Genomic DNA, 15,930 nt, shown 5'->3' with positions numbered 1-15,930 from the left:
AGGATCTCGGCCCCCTGCCGATGGCCCCGGAGCTAGCCTTCGAGGAGGCGCGCCATGTCGCGCGCCCAGGCCCAGTCGAGATGGGCGGCGAGCACCCCGAGGACGCGGCCGTCCGTGGCCCGGACCGGGGCCGCGAGATCGAGGAGGCGCGGGGGCTCGCGGGCGGCCGCCGTGCCCGGGGGCGCCTGCAGCAACCTGGCCGGATGCACGCCCCCCACGAAGGCCCTCTCCCGGCCCGCGCGGAAATAGTCGCGATCGGATACGTCGGCGCCCTCCAGGGCGCCGGTGCTGGTCACCGCCACGCGCCCGTCCGCGTCGATCAGCCCGATGAGCGAGTAGGCCGGGTAGGTCGTCTGGAGCCGCGCCATCACGGCGCGCTTGGCGGCGGCCCCCGCGCCGGGATCGCGCAGGCTGTCCGAGGCGGAGGCGATCTGGATATCGCGCCAGCGCTCGAACATCCCGAGGTCGAGACCCCGCGCCATCTGTCCGGCGATCTCGGCGAGTTGGCCGCCGACCTCCGCCTCGAGCCGGCGGCTCGCCTCGTGGCTCACCAGGGCGGAGAGTGCCAAGGTGGCCAGGAAACCCACGGTGCCGAAGCCCAGCGCCAGCACGACGCGCAGCCGCGGCGCCGGCCCGCGGTGGAGCCCGGCCCGGGCTACGGGCTCGGCATGCGCGGCCGCCGCAGGGGATTCCGATCGCGCGACCGCTTGCATCCGATCTCCCTCGGATCCGGCCCGCCCCGGCGGAAGGGGACTGCGCCCGCAAGGCCTTCTCAGCACGCGCCAGGAGCCTCAGCAAGGCAGGATCGACTTCCCCGGCTCCACTATTGCTATCGGGAGTTGCAAATATGCACCCGGCTGACCCGGTCCCCTCAGCCTCCGAGCAGGGCGTGGGCCGCCCGCACCAGGATCCCGTCCGGGCGGCGCAGCGCGTCGAGCACCGAGAAGTGCTCGGTGCCGGGCACCGGCAGCAGGGGGCCCGGGGCGTGGGCTGCCGCCCGGAGCGCGTGCAGGTTGCGGGCGTCGTGGATCAGGGCCGGCAGCTCGCGGGTGCCGTAGGCGATGCACATCGGCTTGCCCACCGCCGGCAGGCGCAGCGGCGAGAGGGTCTCGACCTCCGTATCCGTGAGGCTCAGCTTGGCGTCGAGATAGGTCTGGCGGATCGGCGCGAGATCGTAGACGCCGGAGATCGCGAGCCCCGCCGCCACCGCCGGGTGGCCGAGCTGCATCGCGGTGAGCAGCCCGCCCGCCGACCAGCCCGACAGGACCAGGGGGCCGCGGATGCCGTGGGCGGGCCCCTGCGCGGAGATCCAGTCGAGGGCCGTGCCGATCTCGGCCACGATCCGGGTGAGGCTCGCCTCCGGGGCGAGGGTGTAGCCGACCATCGCCACCGACCAGCCGGCGGCGTTCGGGCCTTGCGCGAAGCAGGCGAACAGCTCCCGGGCGCCCCGCTGCCAGTAGCCGCCGTGGAGGAAGACCAGGCAGGGCGCCGCGCCGTCCCGGGCCGGGTAGAGGTCGACGGCGTTGCAGGGGCCGGGGCCGTAGGGCAGGTCGAGGCCGGCCGGATGCGCGGCCCGGTAGGCGGCCGAGGCGGCATCCCGGTCGGCGACCTGCCGGGCGCTGTCGTGCACCGCCCGGGTGTTGTCGTAGCAGGCGTCCCGTGCCTCCTGGTCGAGGGTGGCCCAGCGGCGGCGCGGATCCGCAGGGGTCGGGTCGTCCAGGCGGAAGTCCAGAACCATCGTGGGTCGTCTCCGGTCGCCCCGGTCGCACCATGGCAGGCCGACGGGCCCGGGTCGAGGCGGGTCAGAAGCCGGGCCGGGCTCCCGGGATCGTGCCGCCATAGCCCCAGCCCGTGAAGGGCGGAGCCGCGACCCGCTCCCGCGTGGCCGGGGCGAAGACCCGGGCGAGGGGGCTCGGCGCCTCCCAGGCCCGCCAGTCCCGGAGCCGGCCGCGCGCGGCCATGCGGGCGAGCGTCCGGTCCATGTCGGACGCCGTGCCGGAGACCGCCCGGTGGGGCCGCCCGGGATGCGGCCGGGCTTCGGCCGGGAGCACCGCCGGCATCAGGAGCGGGAGGATCAGGACTGCGTGGATCGGCTTCGGACCGGCGCGCATGATTCGGGCTCGACGCGGAGGGGCGGCACCGGCAGCTACGCCGCGGGTGCCCTCGGGGTTCCGGGACATGGTCGGACGGACCGGATATTCCGGTATCCCCACCGCGCCGAAAACCCCGTAGGAAGCCGGATGCCCTCAGCCGGGGTGATCCGCGCGAACGGTCCGGACGGTCCATGTCAGAGCCCGAACAGAACGCCGCCCTGCGTCCCACCGGGTCACCCGATCCGGTGGGGCTGCTCGCGACCCTCGTCGCTTTCGACACGGTGAGCGCCCGCTCCAACCTGCCGCTGATCGACTGGGTGGAGGCCTTCTGCCACCGCCACGGCGCCGCGGTGGAGCGTGTGGGCGACCCGAGCGGCCGGAAGGCGGCGCTGTTGGTGAGCGTCGGCCCCTTCGAGACGCGCCCCGGCTACGTGCTCTCCGGCCACAGCGACGTGGTGCCGGCCGAGAGCCAGCCCTGGTCGTCGGACCCGTTCCGCCTCCGGGAAGAGGCGGGACGGCTCTACGGGCGGGGCACCTCCGACATGAAGGGGTTCTTGGCGGTCTGCCTCGCGCTCCTGCCCGAGATGGTCGCCGCGGACCTCGCGACCCCGATCCACCTCGCGATCTCGTACGACGAGGAGATCGGCTGCCTCGGGGTGCGTCCGCTGATCGCCCGGATGCTGGAGCGCGTGCCGCGGCCGCTCGGCTGCTTCGTGGGCGAGCCCACCGGGATGGACGTGGTGATCGGCCACAAGGGCAAGTCGGCCGCGCGCCTCACCTTCCGGGGCAAGGCCAGCCACTCGGCCCTGGCGCCCCAGGGTGTCAACGCGGTGGAATACGCCGCCCGCTTCATCGAGCATGTCCGGCTGTCCGCGGAGGCGCTCGCCCGGGACGGCGCCCGCGACCCCCTCTACGACGTGCCCCACACGACCGGCCTGTCGAGCGTGGTCCGGGGCGGCACGGCGCTCAACATCGTGCCCGACACCTGTAGCGTCGAGTTCGAGTATCGGGCGATCGGGGCGGACGACGCCGGGGCGCTGGCGGGCGCGGCGATCGCCTACGCCACCGGGACGCTGGCGCCGCTGATGCGGGCGGGGGACCCCGCCTGCGGCGTCGCTGTCGAGCCGCTGATCGACTATCCGGGCCTCGACACCGACCCGGAGGCACCGATCGTGACGCTGGCCAAGCGGCTCGCCGGCCGCAACGGCCACGCCAAAGTCTCGTACGGGACGGAGGGTGGCCTGTTCGAGCGGCTCGGGGGCGTCCCCGCCGTGGTGATCGGCCCCGGCTCCATCGCCCGCGCCCACAGGGCGGACGAGTACGTCACCCGGGACGAGCTCGAGGCCTGCGCGGGCTTCGTGCGGCGGCTGATCCGGGCGTGTCGGGGCTGAGGCGCTCTGCCGAGCGGGCGCGTGGAAGAAACCTTTGCGCCGCTCGCGGCTTGGATCAGCGGCCCGAGCCGGGCCGGGTCGGGAGTCGGTTCCGCGCATGGCCAGCCTCAGCGTCGCGATCGCGTTCGGCGTCCGCCTGCTCCTCGTGCTGCTGTTCCTGCCGTTCAGCGCCCTCGACAAGATCCTGAACTTCAAGGGTGCGGTCGGCCAGGCGCGGCAGGCCGTGCACGCCACGGGGCCCGCCACGCTGCTGATCCTGATCGGGCTCTGCGTGGAGATCGGGATGTCGCTGTGCATCCTGACCGGCACCGCCGACCGGGCCGCCGCCTTCGTGCTCGCCGGCTATTGCGGCGTCACGGCGCTCCTGTGGAAGCAGTTCTGGGTGCCGGGTGACTTCTGGGCCGGCGGCAAGGGCCGCGAGCTGTTCTGGGATTTCCTCAAGAACTTCGCGCTCGCGGGCGGCTTCCTGCTCATCACCTTCGGCACCGGGGCCGGGACGGTCCAGAACTTCTTCGCTGACCCGCTCGGGTCCACGCATCCCTACGCGGCCGCCGATCGGGCCGGGCCGTAGCGCCCGCGCCGCGCGGGCGCCCGGATCCTCAGCCCTTCGGGACGGTGGCGGCCATCGAGGGCCGGCGCTCGAAATCCGCGTACCATGCGGCCACGGCCGGACGACCCTCGCGCCAGGCAAGGTCGGGGAAGCGCAGGTCGAGATAGCCCAGCGCGCAGGCCATCGCGACGGTGCCGATGTCGAGCGCCGGCATGGTCGCCACCAGGGTCTCGAACCGGTCCAGCGCCGCCGTGATCTTGCCGATCTGGCCGGCCTCCCAGGCATCCCAGCGCTGGGATTCCGGCCGCAGCACCCGCTCGTAGCGGGTGAGCAGCGCCGCATCGAGCAGGCCGTCGGCTAGCGCCTGCCGGGTCAGCGTGTCCCAGCGGGCAGCCCCTTCCGGGAACAGGCGCGGGCCGGCCGAGAGGCTGTCGAGATACTCGCAGATCACCCGGCTGTCGTAGAGCGCGGTGCCGTCCTCCAGCACCAGGGCCGGGATCTTGCCCAGCGGGTTGTGGACGGCGACCTCCGCGGAAGGGCCGGTCGGGGAGGCCCCGGCGGCGGTGACGGCGATCCGGCCGATCAGCCCGGTCTCGTGGGCGAGGACCAGCACCTTGCGCGCGTAGGGAGAGGCGGGGGAGTAGAGGAGCTTCATCGGACCGTCCCGGTTGGTCGTGGCGCCGGGACCTTGCACTCTCGCCCGGCGGAATCCAGCCCCCTTGGGGCCGACGGGCGGTCAGACCTTCCGCACCATGCCGGATCCGGCATGCACCGCCCGCGCCCGGTTCCGACGCGCCTGCCGGACACGCTCACGCCAAGCGAGAAAGCGGGTTGCCATCCGGTCCAAGACGAGCATGCACAGGCTGACGACGATCGCCAGCACGCAGGTGGCGCCGATCAGCACGCCCCAGATCCCGGGTGCCGGGATGATCATCAGACACAGCAGGCCGAACACGGCCGCGCCGGGTATCCACTTCGCCATCGCATCATCCGCCTGGAATACGAGGTCCTTCACCGGGGGCAGCATGCGGCGGACGTCTTAACGCGATCGGATCGTGGCTCGGAATCGCCATAATATTTGCGATATCAGTGTATCCTGGTAAAAATTTAGGTTTATCCACCGTAAACAAAGTCCCGGACCGGCATGGTGAAGCTTACGGCCGCGTCATCATCTCCGGCCACCCGTTGCTCGTCCGCCGCCCGTCCCACGACGGTCGGGCTCGACCGCTTCCGGTGACAGCGCGCACCCGCTGTCCCCGGAACGGGCAGGATGCCGGGAATCCGGGCTTCTCCCGCGCGGTCGAATCGGGGTATCGAAGGGGTAGCCCATCGCGACGATGCGGGAGAGACTGGGATCCGCCCACCAGAGGCGGACCCGGCGCCGACGGAGCAACCGCCCCGGAAACTCTCAGGCACCGGAACCGTGTCGTCAGGGCGATCTGGAGAGTGGTGCAGCGGGTGGAACTCGTGGGCACCCGCCGAAGGGGACGTCCGCGCATCGCCTCGCCAGGGCAGGCCGGATCAAGCTCTCAGGCACCGGGACAGATGGGGCGCGCAACCGGCCGACCGCTCGAGGACGGCCTCCACGCGTCCAGTCCCGGAGTCCAAGCCCATGACCCACATCGCCGTGATCGGCGCCGGCATCACCGGCGTGACGACCGCCTACGCCCTCGCCCAGCGCGGCTACCGCGTCACCGTCCTCGACCGGCAGCGCTACGCCGCCATGGAGACCTCCTTCGCCAATGGCGGCCAGCTCTCGGCCTGCAACGCCGAGGTCTGGAACAAGCTCTCCACGGTGATCCAGGGCCTGCGCTGGATGCTGCGCCGGGACGCGCCGCTGCTGATGAATCCCAAGCCCTCCTGGCACAAACTCTCCTGGATGGCCGAGTTCGTGCGCGAGATCGCCCATTACCGCGAGAACACCCTGGAGACCGTGCGGCTGGCGCTCCGGGCCCGGCAGGCCCTGTTCGCCATGGCGGAGGCCGAGGGGATCGACTTCGACCTGAAGACCCGGGGCATCCTGCATTTCTACCGGGACCGGGCGAGCTTCGAGAAGGCGGACGGCGTCAACGCGCTGCTGCAGGAGGGGGGCCTGGAGCGCTACGCCGTCACCCCGGAGGAGATCCGGGCGATCGAGCCGGCGCTCGCCGGGACCTACCACGGCGGCTTCTTCACGCCGTCGGACGCCACCGGCGACATCCACAAATTCACCCGGGGCCTCGCCGCCGCCTGCGCCCGCCTGGGCGTCCGCTTCGTCCAGGATGCCAGCGTCGAGACGGTGGCGCCGGGGGAGGGGGGCTACGCCGTCCGCTGGCGTGCCGCTGCCCACCCTGCCGGGGCGCCGCAGGTCCTGCACGCCGACGCCGTGGTGATCTGCGCGGGCTGCGCCAGCCGGCACTTCGCCGCGAGGCTCGGGGACCGGGTCAACGTCTACCCGGTGAAGGGCTACTCGATCACCGTGAACCTGCTGACGCCGGAGGCCCAGAAGGCGGCTCCCGAGGTGAGCATCCTCGACGAGGCGGCCAAGATCGTCACGAGCCGGCTCGGCGACGAGCGCCTGCGGGTCGCCGGCACCGCCGAGTTCAACGGCTTCAACCGCGACATCCGCCACGACCGGATCCAGCCGCTGGTCGACTGGACCCGGGAGCAGTTCCCCCTTGTCGACACCGACCGGGTGGTGGCCTGGAGCGGCCTGCGGCCGATGCTGCCGAACATGCTGCCCAAGGTCGGCCGCGGGCGTCTGCCGGGCGTGTTCTACAACACCGGCCACGGCCATCTCGGCTGGACCCTCTCAGGGGCCACCGCCGAGATCGTCGCCGAGGCGATTGCCGCAGAGCACGCGCCGGAGAAGCCCGTCCTGCGGCTCGCGGCCTGACGGCCTCCGCGGATCCGGGCGTCCGGAGGACTTCAGGTCCTTCGGCGGGTCGTCGGGACCGCGCCCCGGAGCGCGGGGCGCGCCGTCATTTTCTCCGCGACAGACGGCGCGCCGCGCAAGATTATTTTGTATTATGTGTCCGACCCGCCCCGGAACCCGAGCCGCGATGCGCATGTCCCCGGCCTATATCGACCCCGCGACCGGCGCGACCTTCCCGATCGAGATGCCCCGCTGGCGCTCGGAGACGGGCGGTCCGCTGATGATCACCGACCTGCCGGGGATCGGCCGCGGGAAGATCGATACGGCGAAGCGCTCCCTCTGGCGCTACGCCGCCGCGCTGCCGGTGGCGGTGGCCGACCCGGTCACGCTCGGCGAGGGTTGCACCCCGCTGGTGCGCCGGCCCTGGCGGGGCGGCCATGCCCATTTCAAGCTCGAATGGTTCGCGCCCTCCGGCAGCTTCAAGGATCGGGGCGCGGCCGTGATGCTGTCGATCCTGCGCCAGCAGGGGATCGACGCGGTGCTGGAGGATTCCTCCGGCAACGGCGGTGCCGCGGTGGCGACCTACGCGGCCGCCGCCGGGATGCGGGCGAAGATCCTGGTCCCGGCCTCCACGTCGCCGGCCAAGACCGTGCAGATGCGGGCCGTCGGCGCCGAGGTCGAACTGGTGCCCGGCTCCCGCCAGGACACCGCCGACGCCGCCGTGCGGCAGGCGGAGTCGATCTTCTACGCCAGCCACAACTGGCAGGCCCATTTCCTCCAGGGCACCAAGACGCTCGCCTACGAGCTGTGGGAGGATCTGGGCTTCTCCGCGCCCGACAACGTCATCATCCCCTGCGGCGCGGGCAGCAACATCCTGGGCTGCGACATCGGTTTCTCGGAGCTTCTGCGCCGGGGCGAGATCGCCCGCCTGCCGCGGCTCTTCGCGGTGCAGCCGGCCCATTGCGCGCCCCTGCATGCGGGGTTCGCGGCCGGCGCCGCGGATTTCGTGCCCGTCACCCCGCGCCCGACGCTGGCCGAGGGCGCCTCGATCGCCCAGCCGGTGCGCGGCCGCGAGGTTCTGGCGGCGCTTCGCCGATCCGGCGGCGGCACCGTGGCGGTCTCCGAACCGGCGATCGAGGCGGCCCTGATGGAGCTCGCCCGCTCCGGTCTCTACGTCGAGCCGACCTGCGCGATGGCGGCGGCGGCGCTCACCGACCTCACCGGACGCGGCGCGATCCGGCCCGAGGAGACCACCGTGGTGGTGCTCACCGGCACGGGCATCAAGGCGACGCCGCGGATCGCCGAGCTTCTGGGTCTCGCCCCGTGACGCGCGCCCGCTGACACCACCATCAGATCAGGAGGACACACCATGCGCAACAACATCCCCGCCAGCGTCGGGATGCCGGTCGAGGAGGTCGACACCCCCTGCCTGCTGGTCGACCTCGACGCCCTCGAGCGCAACATCGACAAGCTCGGCCGCTTCATGAAGGAGCACGGCCTGCGCCACCGGGCGCACGCCAAGACGCACAAGTCCTCCGACATCGCCGTGATGCAGATCGAGCGGGGCGGCGCCTGCGGTGTCTGCTGCCAGAAGGTCAGCGAGGCCGAGGCGCTGGTGAGCGCCGGCATCCGCGACGTGCTGGTCTCCAACCAAGTGGTCGCGCCCAAGAAGATCGAGCGCCTCGCAGCGCTCGCCACCCGTGCGCGGGTGCTGGTCTGCGTCGACGACCTCGGCAATGTCGACGACCTCTCGGCGGCGGCGGTGAAGTACGGCGTCACCCTCGAATGCCTCGTGGAGATCGACGTCGGCGCCGGCCGCTGCGGCGTCGCGCCGGGCGAGCCCGCGGTGGCGATCGCGAGAAAGATCGCGGCGGCGCCGGGCCTGACCTTCGCGGGTCTGCAGGCCTACCAGGGCAAGGCGCAGCACGTGCGCGACTATGGCGAGCGCAAGGCCCTGATCCAGACGGCGATCGACGAGACCCGGCGCACCGTCGAGCTGCTGAAGGGAGCGGGCCTCGACTGCGCCATCGTGGCGGGGGCCGGCACCGGCAGCTTCGCCATGGAGGGCGGCAGCGGCGTCTACAACGAGCTGCAGTGCGGCTCCTACGTCTTCATGGACGCGGACTACCAGCGGGTGAAGGACGCGGAAGGGCGGCCGATCGCCGAGTTCGAGAACAGCCTGTTCATCTACACGGCGATCATGAGTAAGGCGAAGTCGGATGTCGCGATCTGCGATGCCGGCCTGAAGGCGCAGAGCGTCGACAGCGGCCTGCCGGTGGTCTTCGGCCGGGACGACGTGGAGTACGTCAAGTGCTCGGACGAGCATGGGGTGATCAGCGATCCCGGCAACGTGCTCAGGCTCAACGAGCGCCTGAAGCTGATCCCGGGCCATTGCGACCCGACGGTCAACGTCTACGACTGGTACGTGGGCGTGCGGAACGGCCGGGTCGAGGCGATCTGGCCGGTCACCGCCCGCGGTATGACCCTGTGATCGATCGGTAGAGGCGCTTCTCCCACCAGACCTCCTCATCCTGAGGCGGACCGCGCCGACGGCCTTCGAAGGCGGACTCAGAGGCCGCGGAGCCGGCCGGAGGCCGTTAGCGCTCCGGCACCTCGGGATGCGGGCGTGGAGAGGAGGGGCCGAGCACAAGAAGGATTTGCCGTTCATGCGCTTCATCTCGGAAGAGGAATCCGCCGCCTTGGTCGATCACGCCATGGCGTTCGAGGCGGCCCGCGAGGCGCTGATCGCCGCGGTGGCGCCGGGCACCACCCTGTTCCCGGCGGTGCTCGGGCACGGCTCGGAGCCGACCAACCGGTTCTCGATCAAGTCGGGCTCCACGGCCGACTATGCCGGGCTGAAGGTCGGCTCCTTCTGGCCGGGCAACCCGGCCCGGGGCCTGCCGCGGCACAACTCGGTGATCCTGCTGTTCGACCAGGATGTCGGCCGCGTCGACACGGTCATCGAGGCGGGGCGGGTCAACGCCTACCGGACCGCCGCCGCCGACGCGGTGGCGGCCAGCGTCCTCGCCCGGCCGGATTCGGCGGTGCTCGCCGTGTTCGGGGCCGGGAACCAGGCGGAGTTCGAGTGCGCGGCGCTCGCCCGGGTGCTGCCGATCAAGACGGTGCTGGTGGTCGCCCGGGACACCACCAAGGTCGCGGGGTTCGCCGAGCGCTTGGCGGGGCAGGGGGCTTCCGGACTCGACGTGCGGGCAGCCTCCCCCCAGGAGGCCTGCACGGCCGCCGACGTGATCGTCACGGCGACGCCCGCCCGCGCGCCGCTGTTCGAGGCCGCCTGGGTCCGCCCCGGCACGCATGTCGCCGCCATGGGGGCGGACGCGAAGGGCAAGCAGGAACTGCCCCCCGCCCTGCTGGAGCGCGCGCGCCTGTTCTGCGACCTGCCGGAGCAATCCCGGGTGATCGGCGAGTTCCAGCACGCCTCCGCGACCGCCCTGGCGGGCCTGCGGGCGCTCGGCGACGTGCTCAGAAGCGGGGAGGGGGGCCGGACGGATCCGGACCAGATCACCGTGTTCGATTCCTCCGGCATCGCCCTGCAGGACCTGACCATCGCGCGGGCGATCCTCGCCAAAGCCGACGCACGCGGGTAGGGGACGCCGACGCCGGCCCTCCCCCGCCCCGGCGGAGGACCGCACGGCATGAAGGACAGGCAGATCCGGGTCATCGGCATCGGCACGGGCGATCCCGAGCACCTGACCCTCCAGGCGGTGCGGGCGCTCGCCGGCGTCGACGCGGTGTTCGTGCTCGACAAGCGCGCCGAGACCGCCGACCTCGTGGCGATCCGCCGGCGGATCTGCGCGGCCCATATCGCCAAGCCCCACCGGGTCGTCACCGTGGAGGACCCACCCCGGGAGCGCCGCCCGGCCGATTACGGGAGCACCGTCGCGGCGTGGCACGCGGCCCGGGCCGAGCGGCTGGAGGCGGCCTTCGCGGCGCATCTCCGGCCGGGGGAGGTGGGAGCGATCCTCGCCTGGGGGGACCCTGCCCTCTACGACAGCGTGCTCCGCATCCTCGACCGGATCGCCGACCGTGGCCGCGTGGGGTTCACCCGGACGGTGATCCCCGGCCTGTCGAGCGTGCAGGTGCTCGCCGCCCGCCATGGCGTGCCGCTGAACGGCATCGGCGGATCGGTGCTGATCACCACGGGCCGCCGCCTCGCCGCGGGCTGGCCGGCGGATGCGGAGAGCGTCGTCGTCATGCTCGACGGCGACCCGGCTTTCGCGCATCTCGACCCGGACTTGACGATCTACTGGGGCGCCTATCTCGGCAGCCCGGACGAGGTCCTCGTTTCCGGCCGCCTCGGCACGGTGGGCGACGAGATCCGCCGGGTCCGGGACGAGGCCCGCGCCCGCCACGGCTGGATCATGGACATCTACCTGCTGCGGCGTGACCGCGCCGCCACGGACAGGGCCGGCGAACCCGACTAGACCGCCGCCATGCTGCGCCTGCGGGACTACCAGCGCGCCAGCCTCGACGCGCTCTCGGCCGCCTGGGCGCGGGGAGGGGCCGACGCGGCGGTGCCCGGCCACTTGATCGTGCTGCCCACCGGCGCCGGCAAGGCGCTGGTCATCGCGGCGCTTGCCCGGGAGACCCTGGAGGAAGACCCCCTCGCCCGGGTGGCGATCGTCACCCACAGCCGCGAGCTCGTCGCCCAGAATTTCTCGGAACTGACCCGCTACTGGCCGGGAGGCGCCGGCCGGGATCTTCTCCGCCGGCCTCGGGCGGCGGGAAGCCGGGGCGCAGGTGCTGGTCTGCGGCATCCAGTCGGTGGCCGACCGGCCCGATGCGGTCGGACCGCGCGACCTCGTGATCGTCGACGAGGCCCACCTGATCCCGCGCGCCGCCGATACCCGCTACGGACGCTTCCTGGCCGGTCTGCGGGCGCTGACCCGGGGCATGCGCGTGGCGGGCTTCACCGCCACCCCCTACCGGCTCGATTCGGGCCGCCTCGACGAAGGCGAGCACCGCCTGTTCGCCGGGATCGCCTACGAGGCCGACACGTTCGAGCTGATCCGGCGCGGCTTCCTGGCACCCCTCGTCTCCAAGGCGACGCTGACCCAGCTCGACGTCTCGGGGGTCGGCCGGCGCGGGGGCGACTACATCCCGGGCGAGCTGGAGGCGGCGGTCAACCGCGACTGGATCACCCGCGCGGCGGTCGCGGAACTCGCGGAATACGGGCGCGGGCGCCGGGCTTGGCTCGCCTTCTGCGCCGGCCTCGCCCATGCAGAAGCCGTGCGCGACGCGGTGCGGGCGGAGGGCTATTCCTGCGAGGCCGTCTCGGGCGAGACCCCCCGCCGGGAGCGCGACCGGATCGTGGCGGCGTTCCGGGCCGGACAGATCCGCTGCCTCACCTCGGTCGGCGTGCTCGGCACCGGCTTCAACGTGCCCGAGGTCGATCTGGTGGCGCTGCTGCGCCCGACCCGCAGCACCGGGCTCTACGTGCAGCAGGTCGGCCGGGCGCTCCGCCGCGCGCCGGGCAAGGACGACGCGCTGATCCTCGACTATGCCGGGCTGGTACGGATGCACGGCCCGGTCGATGCCGTGACCGTCCGGAGCGCCGCCCAGGTGCTCGGCGGGGCAGGGGGCCTGCGCGCTAAGCCCTGCCCCGGCTGCGGCGCCCTGATCGCCCTCAACGCCTCCACCTGCGAGGCGTGCTGGACGGAGCCGGCGGCGGACGAGAACGCCGAGGCCCCGCACGAGGCCGCAGCCGACGACGAGCTGCCGATTCTTGCGGGCGATCTCACGCGCTCTGTCCCCGGCCCTGCCCCCGCGGCGGAGGTCGCGTGGCATCCGGTCACGACGCTGAGCCTGGAGGCTGCACCGGACGGCCTCGACCTCGTGCTCGGCTGGCGGGATGGCGCCGCGCAGGCCGATTGGCGCGTGCGTCTGCGGCCTGAGCGCAGCGGCTATGAGCGGGAGAAGGCGGTGCAGTGGTGGCGTGGCCTCGGCGGTGGCCGCGACGCGCCGATGACGGCCGCCGGGTTCCTGGAGCGCGCCGAGACGCTGACCCGGCCGGCGGCGATCCGGATCCGGCCCGGCCGGATGTCGGAGCAGATCGAGTGCCGTGCGGGCGACGGCCGGCTCCTCGGCGACGTGCGCCGTCTGGCCGGGCCGGCCGCCTGATGCCGCCGCGGGGAGGGGGCGTGGACCACCCTCGCCCGGGTGGTCCACGCCCCGCCTCGTGGGGCCCGGCGACGGGTTGCCGATCCGGCGCCGCGCGGGAGCTCGCCACAGATCCGGCCAGGACCTGTGCCAGAATGTCAGTCGGTGGCAGGGCCACACGACAGCCGGAGCCCCTCACCCGGGCGAGTCTGGAGCTTTGGTTCCATAATATATCTTATGCGAACACCGTCGGCAGGTGCGGGGTCCGCATGTGGCAGGTCGCCCCGTGCCCCCGTCCAGCACATGGGATCGGTGAGCCGCCCGGGTGACACCGTCTGGGCGACTGTCGGCGTTCTCCGCGGACGGCCGCAACCGCGACGCGCCCTCCCCTGAAGCGGGCGGCCGGATCTTCGCCTCCGCGTTCTTCCGGTGCGGAAGCGCGGAGGCGCGGCTGTCCCGCGTCAGTGAATGCCGCCGCTGGCCGTAATCTCCTCACCCGTGACCCAGCGGGCATCGTCGGAGGCGAGGAACGCCACCACGCCGGCGATGTCGTCCGGCTGGCCGGCTCGGCCGAGCGGTGTCTGTGCGACGAGGCCGGCCTCCATCTCGGACCCAACGATGCCGGCCGAATGCGTGCCCTCGGTCACCACAAAGCCCGGGCTGACCACATTGACCCGGATCTTGCGCGGAGCCAGTTCGTTGGCGAGGACGCCCGTGATCGCGTTCACCGCTCCCTTGGTCCCGGTATAGGCTGCCGTGGTCGGCGTATGCACGCTGGTGACGGCGGACGAAATGTTGACGATGCTGCCGCCTTCCCCGAGATGCCTTGCTGCCGCCTGAGTCGTCAGCAGCACGCCCAGCACATTGACGTCGAAGAGACGGCGATAGTGCTCTTCGGTCACGTCCTCGATCGATGCAAACTCATAAATACCGGAGTTGTTGACCAGCACGTCGAGCCGGCCGAACTGCTCGACGGCCGCCTCGATCAGGCCCTGTGCCTGCGCGGCTTTGGAGACGTCACCCTGGACCGCGATGGCTTTCCCTCCAGCCGCGGTGATGGCCTCGACGACCATGTCGGCCCCCGCTTTGCTCGATGCGTAGTTGACCACAACGGCTGCGCCGTCCTTCGCCAGCGCTTTGGCGATCGCAGCGCCAATGCCCTTCGATGCGCCGGTCACCACGGCGACTTTGCCTTCAAGCTTCGACATGTGTGCTAGCCTTCACCATGGGCCGGCCCCGGGAGGGGTCCTCTGGTCCCATAGTTCGGAATTTTGGAACTAGCGAGTCGCGGATCAACCCTCCACATGGACGAAATATGAGGCCCCTGTTTCATCCCGCGATTGAGGACGTTCAACCCGAAGCGATTCTCCACGCGCTGTCCGACCCCTCCCGCGCGGCAATCTTCGCCAAGATCACGAGCCTGGGGTGCGTCGAGGCCTGCTCGGCTGTCTCTGCCCTGGGGGATCGGGTGATTCCGAAATCGTCGCTGTCCAGCCATTTCAAGGTACTGCGCGAGGCTGGATTGATCCGCTGTGAGCGGCACGGTGTGGAGTTGCGGAACCATTCCCGTTGCGCCGAGGTGGAGGCGCGCTTTCCAGGTCTGCTGTCCGCGATCATGAGCGCCTATGCCCGCTCAACAGCCGCCCAGGCGGCACCGCAATAGGTCAGGCCGCGACCGGCGCGGCTCTCACAGGAACCGCGGTCGCAGCCGGGCGAGAAGGTCCTGGCCCGGGAAGCGGGCAGGCGGCATCCTGACCGCCGGCTGGGGCTCCTCCCCCGGAATCGGCCCCTCGCTGAACCGTGCCCCGATGGACCAGAAGCTGTCCCGGTGCGTGCCGATCATGCCGAGCCCGACAGGTTCGCGGTCCGCGTCCCGGCGCATCCGCCCGGCGGCCCAGACCCGCTGCCAGCACTCGCGTCGCGACAGGTCTGCATCGCGCCAGCCGAGGCGCGCGTAGCCTGCGGCCGCAAAGACCCGCTCCCCGCCGAACGCCTCCGGGATCCACACCCAGCTCGAGAACACGTAGATCGTGTCGGGGCTGTAGCCGGCCGGGTCGACCGCCCTCGTATAGGCGCTGAGCGCCTTGTCCCGGTGTCGGCCGACATGGCGGCGCAGCTTGCCCGACAGGGACAGTGCCGTCGGAAAGGCGTCGGCCTCGAGACGGGTCTGCACCTCGCCCCGCTCCAGCGCGTAGGCGCTGTCCACGAGGTGCATCCAGGGCTCCAGGTCGACGTCCCAGGCCTGCTCGGCGGGGGCGAAGCGGCGCACCGTCCCCTCGATCAGGCGGTCGGCGACGCGCCGGGCGGGCTCCGGGCTCCAGCCCGGACCGGCCTCGCGCACGCGCAGCAGCGTGGAGGGGCCGTGCACCCAGACCGCCTTGGCCAGGCGCGCGAAGTCGGAGTCCGGTTCGTCGCGGCCGGCCTTGCGCACCAGGATCTTCGACCCGTCGGCGAGATCGGCCAGCATCTTGCGCTTGAGATGGGCGAGGCGGCCGTACTCCCGCTCCAGCAGGAGCTCCGGGTCGATCGAGCCGGCCGGATGTCCGGTATTCGCCCAGATGTTGTAGTGCCGGCTGTGGCAATAGTAGGTGCCGCCCTCGCTCACGGAGAGACGCAGGTCGCCCGGCACGCCGAAATCCGCGAATCCGCAGTGCAGGCCGCGGATCAGATCCTCGATCGGCGTGTAGGAGAACCGCAGCAGGCCGGACGGCTCCACGCCGCCGTAGCGCTGCACGAACCCGAACTCGCAATTGTCGCCCAGGCTCCGAAAGCCGTGGAGCCGCCTCGCGAGCGTCGCGGCCGCCGTATTCCTGATCCCGGTCACTGCATTCGCTCAATCTCGCCGAACCCGTCGCACGGTTCGCGACGGCGCGGGTCCCTTGTCCAGCTTCAGCCGGTGCCGGGCAAGCCGCCCCGGGGCAGGGG

Annotated in this window: 15 protein-coding genes, 1 pseudogene and 2 riboswitches; of the genes and pseudogenes, 9 read left to right on the top strand and 7 right to left on the bottom strand. The window is 72.1% G+C overall.

The window, feature by feature from the left end:
- Positions 1 to 32 precede the first annotated feature (32 nt).
- From ACYCO6_RS14410 to ACYCO6_RS14400, 3 genes are all read right to left on the bottom strand, one after another.
- Entirely contained in the window at positions 33 to 713 is a 681-nt protein-coding gene (locus ACYCO6_RS14410; protein WP_459772424.1) for a PDC sensor domain-containing protein, read from the bottom strand.
- A gap of 158 nt (positions 714 to 871) precedes the next feature.
- Entirely contained in the window at positions 872 to 1,738 is an 867-nt protein-coding gene (locus ACYCO6_RS14405; RefSeq protein WP_459772423.1) for an alpha/beta hydrolase, read from the bottom strand.
- A gap of 64 nt (positions 1,739 to 1,802) precedes the next feature.
- On the bottom strand, positions 1,803 to 2,111 hold the full coding sequence (locus tag ACYCO6_RS14400) for a hypothetical protein (RefSeq protein WP_459772422.1): 309 nt from the start codon (positions 2,109 to 2,111) through the stop codon (positions 1,803 to 1,805).
- 173 nt (positions 2,112 to 2,284) lie between these two features.
- On the opposite strand from ACYCO6_RS14400, the gene argE reads away from it, so the two are divergent.
- Together argE and ACYCO6_RS14390 are read left to right on the top strand one after the other, a co-directional pair.
- Entirely contained in the window at positions 2,285 to 3,484 is a 1,200-nt protein-coding gene (gene argE / locus ACYCO6_RS14395) for an acetylornithine deacetylase (protein WP_459772421.1), read from the top strand.
- A 97-nt stretch (positions 3,485 to 3,581) separates the two neighbouring features.
- Entirely contained in the window at positions 3,582 to 4,055 is a 474-nt protein-coding gene (locus tag ACYCO6_RS14390) for a DoxX family membrane protein (RefSeq protein WP_459772420.1), read from the top strand.
- Positions 4,056 to 4,083: 28 nt separating this feature from the next.
- On the opposite strand, the gene ACYCO6_RS14385 is transcribed toward ACYCO6_RS14390, so the two are convergent.
- Positions 4,084 to 4,689, bottom strand: a complete 606-nt coding sequence (locus ACYCO6_RS14385; protein ID WP_459772419.1) for a glutathione S-transferase — start codon at positions 4,687 to 4,689, stop codon at positions 4,084 to 4,086.
- An 81-nt stretch (positions 4,690 to 4,770) separates the two neighbouring features.
- On the bottom strand, positions 4,771 to 5,061 hold the full coding sequence (locus ACYCO6_RS14380) for a hypothetical protein (protein ID WP_459772418.1): 291 nt from the start codon (positions 5,059 to 5,061) through the stop codon (positions 4,771 to 4,773).
- Positions 5,062 to 5,364: 303 nt separating this feature from the next.
- A riboswitch (glycine riboswitch) is annotated at positions 5,365 to 5,468 on the top strand.
- Positions 5,469 to 5,471: 3 nt separating this feature from the next.
- Positions 5,472 to 5,581: riboswitch (glycine riboswitch) on the top strand.
- Positions 5,582 to 5,646: 65 nt separating this feature from the next.
- Between ACYCO6_RS14380 and ACYCO6_RS14375 the strand changes: the two genes are divergently transcribed.
- From ACYCO6_RS14375 to ACYCO6_RS14350, 6 genes and pseudogenes are all read left to right on the top strand, one after another.
- Entirely contained in the window at positions 5,647 to 6,909 is a 1,263-nt protein-coding gene (locus ACYCO6_RS14375; protein ID WP_459772417.1) for a D-amino acid dehydrogenase, read from the top strand.
- 166 nt (positions 6,910 to 7,075) lie between these two features.
- A complete protein-coding gene (locus ACYCO6_RS14370; protein ID WP_459772416.1) occupies positions 7,076 to 8,215 on the top strand; it encodes a pyridoxal-phosphate dependent enzyme in 1,140 nt (379 codons plus the stop codon).
- A 42-nt stretch (positions 8,216 to 8,257) separates the two neighbouring features.
- Positions 8,258 to 9,379, top strand: coding sequence for a DSD1 family PLP-dependent enzyme (locus tag ACYCO6_RS14365; RefSeq protein ID WP_459772415.1), 1,122 nt, complete (start codon positions 8,258 to 8,260; stop codon positions 9,377 to 9,379).
- Between the two features lie 175 nt (positions 9,380 to 9,554).
- Positions 9,555 to 10,493, top strand: coding sequence for an ornithine cyclodeaminase family protein (locus ACYCO6_RS14360; RefSeq protein ID WP_459772414.1), 939 nt, complete (start codon positions 9,555 to 9,557; stop codon positions 10,491 to 10,493).
- Between the two features lie 48 nt (positions 10,494 to 10,541).
- Positions 10,542 to 11,330 carry a precorrin-6A synthase (deacetylating) gene (gene cobF, locus ACYCO6_RS14355; protein ID WP_459772413.1) on the top strand — a complete coding sequence of 263 codons (789 nt, stop codon included), beginning with the start codon at positions 10,542 to 10,544 and terminating at the stop codon, positions 11,328 to 11,330.
- A gap of 9 nt (positions 11,331 to 11,339) precedes the next feature.
- Positions 11,340 to 13,026, top strand: a pseudogene (locus tag ACYCO6_RS14350) (DEAD/DEAH box helicase).
- Between the two features lie 440 nt (positions 13,027 to 13,466).
- Here ACYCO6_RS14350 and ACYCO6_RS14345 read toward each other — a convergent pair.
- Positions 13,467 to 14,213 carry a glucose 1-dehydrogenase gene (locus tag ACYCO6_RS14345; RefSeq protein ID WP_459772412.1) on the bottom strand — a complete coding sequence of 249 codons (747 nt, stop codon included), beginning with the start codon at positions 14,211 to 14,213 and terminating at the stop codon, positions 13,467 to 13,469.
- 107 nt (positions 14,214 to 14,320) lie between these two features.
- On the opposite strand from ACYCO6_RS14345, the gene ACYCO6_RS14340 reads away from it, so the two are divergent.
- Positions 14,321 to 14,668, top strand: coding sequence for an ArsR/SmtB family transcription factor (locus ACYCO6_RS14340; protein ID WP_459772411.1), 348 nt, complete (start codon positions 14,321 to 14,323; stop codon positions 14,666 to 14,668).
- Positions 14,669 to 14,692: 24 nt separating this feature from the next.
- Here the strand turns inward: ACYCO6_RS14340 and ACYCO6_RS14335 are convergent, their stop codons facing one another.
- Positions 14,693 to 15,829, bottom strand: coding sequence for a hypothetical protein (locus ACYCO6_RS14335; RefSeq protein WP_459772410.1), 1,137 nt, complete (start codon positions 15,827 to 15,829; stop codon positions 14,693 to 14,695).
- Positions 15,830 to 15,930 lie beyond the last annotated feature (101 nt).

This window comes from Methylobacterium sp. CM6257, from assembly GCF_054611515.1.
The sequence above is the reverse complement of the archived record's forward strand: the minus strand, read 5'-3'. Positions and strand labels throughout refer to the sequence as shown.

Bases quoted from the DNA above. Each gene is read 5' to 3' on its own strand.
- ACYCO6_RS14380 (WP_459772418.1), bottom strand. From the start codon at position 5,061: ATGCTGCCCCCGGTGAAGGACCTCGTATTCCAGGCGGATGATGCGATG.
- ACYCO6_RS14410 (WP_459772424.1), bottom strand. From the start codon at position 713: ATGCAAGCGGTCGCGCGATCGGAATCCCCTGCGGCGGCCGCGCATGCC.
- ACYCO6_RS14370 (WP_459772416.1), top strand. From the start codon at position 7,076: ATGCGCATGTCCCCGGCCTATATCGACCCCGCGACCGGCGCGACCTTC.
- argE (WP_459772421.1), top strand. From the start codon at position 2,285: ATGTCAGAGCCCGAACAGAACGCCGCCCTGCGTCCCACCGGGTCACCC.
- ACYCO6_RS14405 (WP_459772423.1), bottom strand. From the start codon at position 1,738: ATGGTTCTGGACTTCCGCCTGGACGACCCGACCCCTGCGGATCCGCGC.
- ACYCO6_RS14340 (WP_459772411.1), top strand. From the start codon at position 14,321: ATGAGGCCCCTGTTTCATCCCGCGATTGAGGACGTTCAACCCGAAGCG.
- ACYCO6_RS14345 (WP_459772412.1), bottom strand. From the start codon at position 14,213: ATGTCGAAGCTTGAAGGCAAAGTCGCCGTGGTGACCGGCGCATCGAAG.
- ACYCO6_RS14385 (WP_459772419.1), bottom strand. From the start codon at position 4,689: ATGAAGCTCCTCTACTCCCCCGCCTCTCCCTACGCGCGCAAGGTGCTG.
- cobF (WP_459772413.1), top strand. From the start codon at position 10,542: ATGAAGGACAGGCAGATCCGGGTCATCGGCATCGGCACGGGCGATCCC.
- ACYCO6_RS14390 (WP_459772420.1), top strand. From the start codon at position 3,582: ATGGCCAGCCTCAGCGTCGCGATCGCGTTCGGCGTCCGCCTGCTCCTC.
- ACYCO6_RS14400 (WP_459772422.1), bottom strand. From the start codon at position 2,111: ATGCGCGCCGGTCCGAAGCCGATCCACGCAGTCCTGATCCTCCCGCTC.
- ACYCO6_RS14375 (WP_459772417.1), top strand. From the start codon at position 5,647: ATGACCCACATCGCCGTGATCGGCGCCGGCATCACCGGCGTGACGACC.
- ACYCO6_RS14365 (WP_459772415.1), top strand. From the start codon at position 8,258: ATGCGCAACAACATCCCCGCCAGCGTCGGGATGCCGGTCGAGGAGGTC.
- ACYCO6_RS14360 (WP_459772414.1), top strand. From the start codon at position 9,555: ATGCGCTTCATCTCGGAAGAGGAATCCGCCGCCTTGGTCGATCACGCC.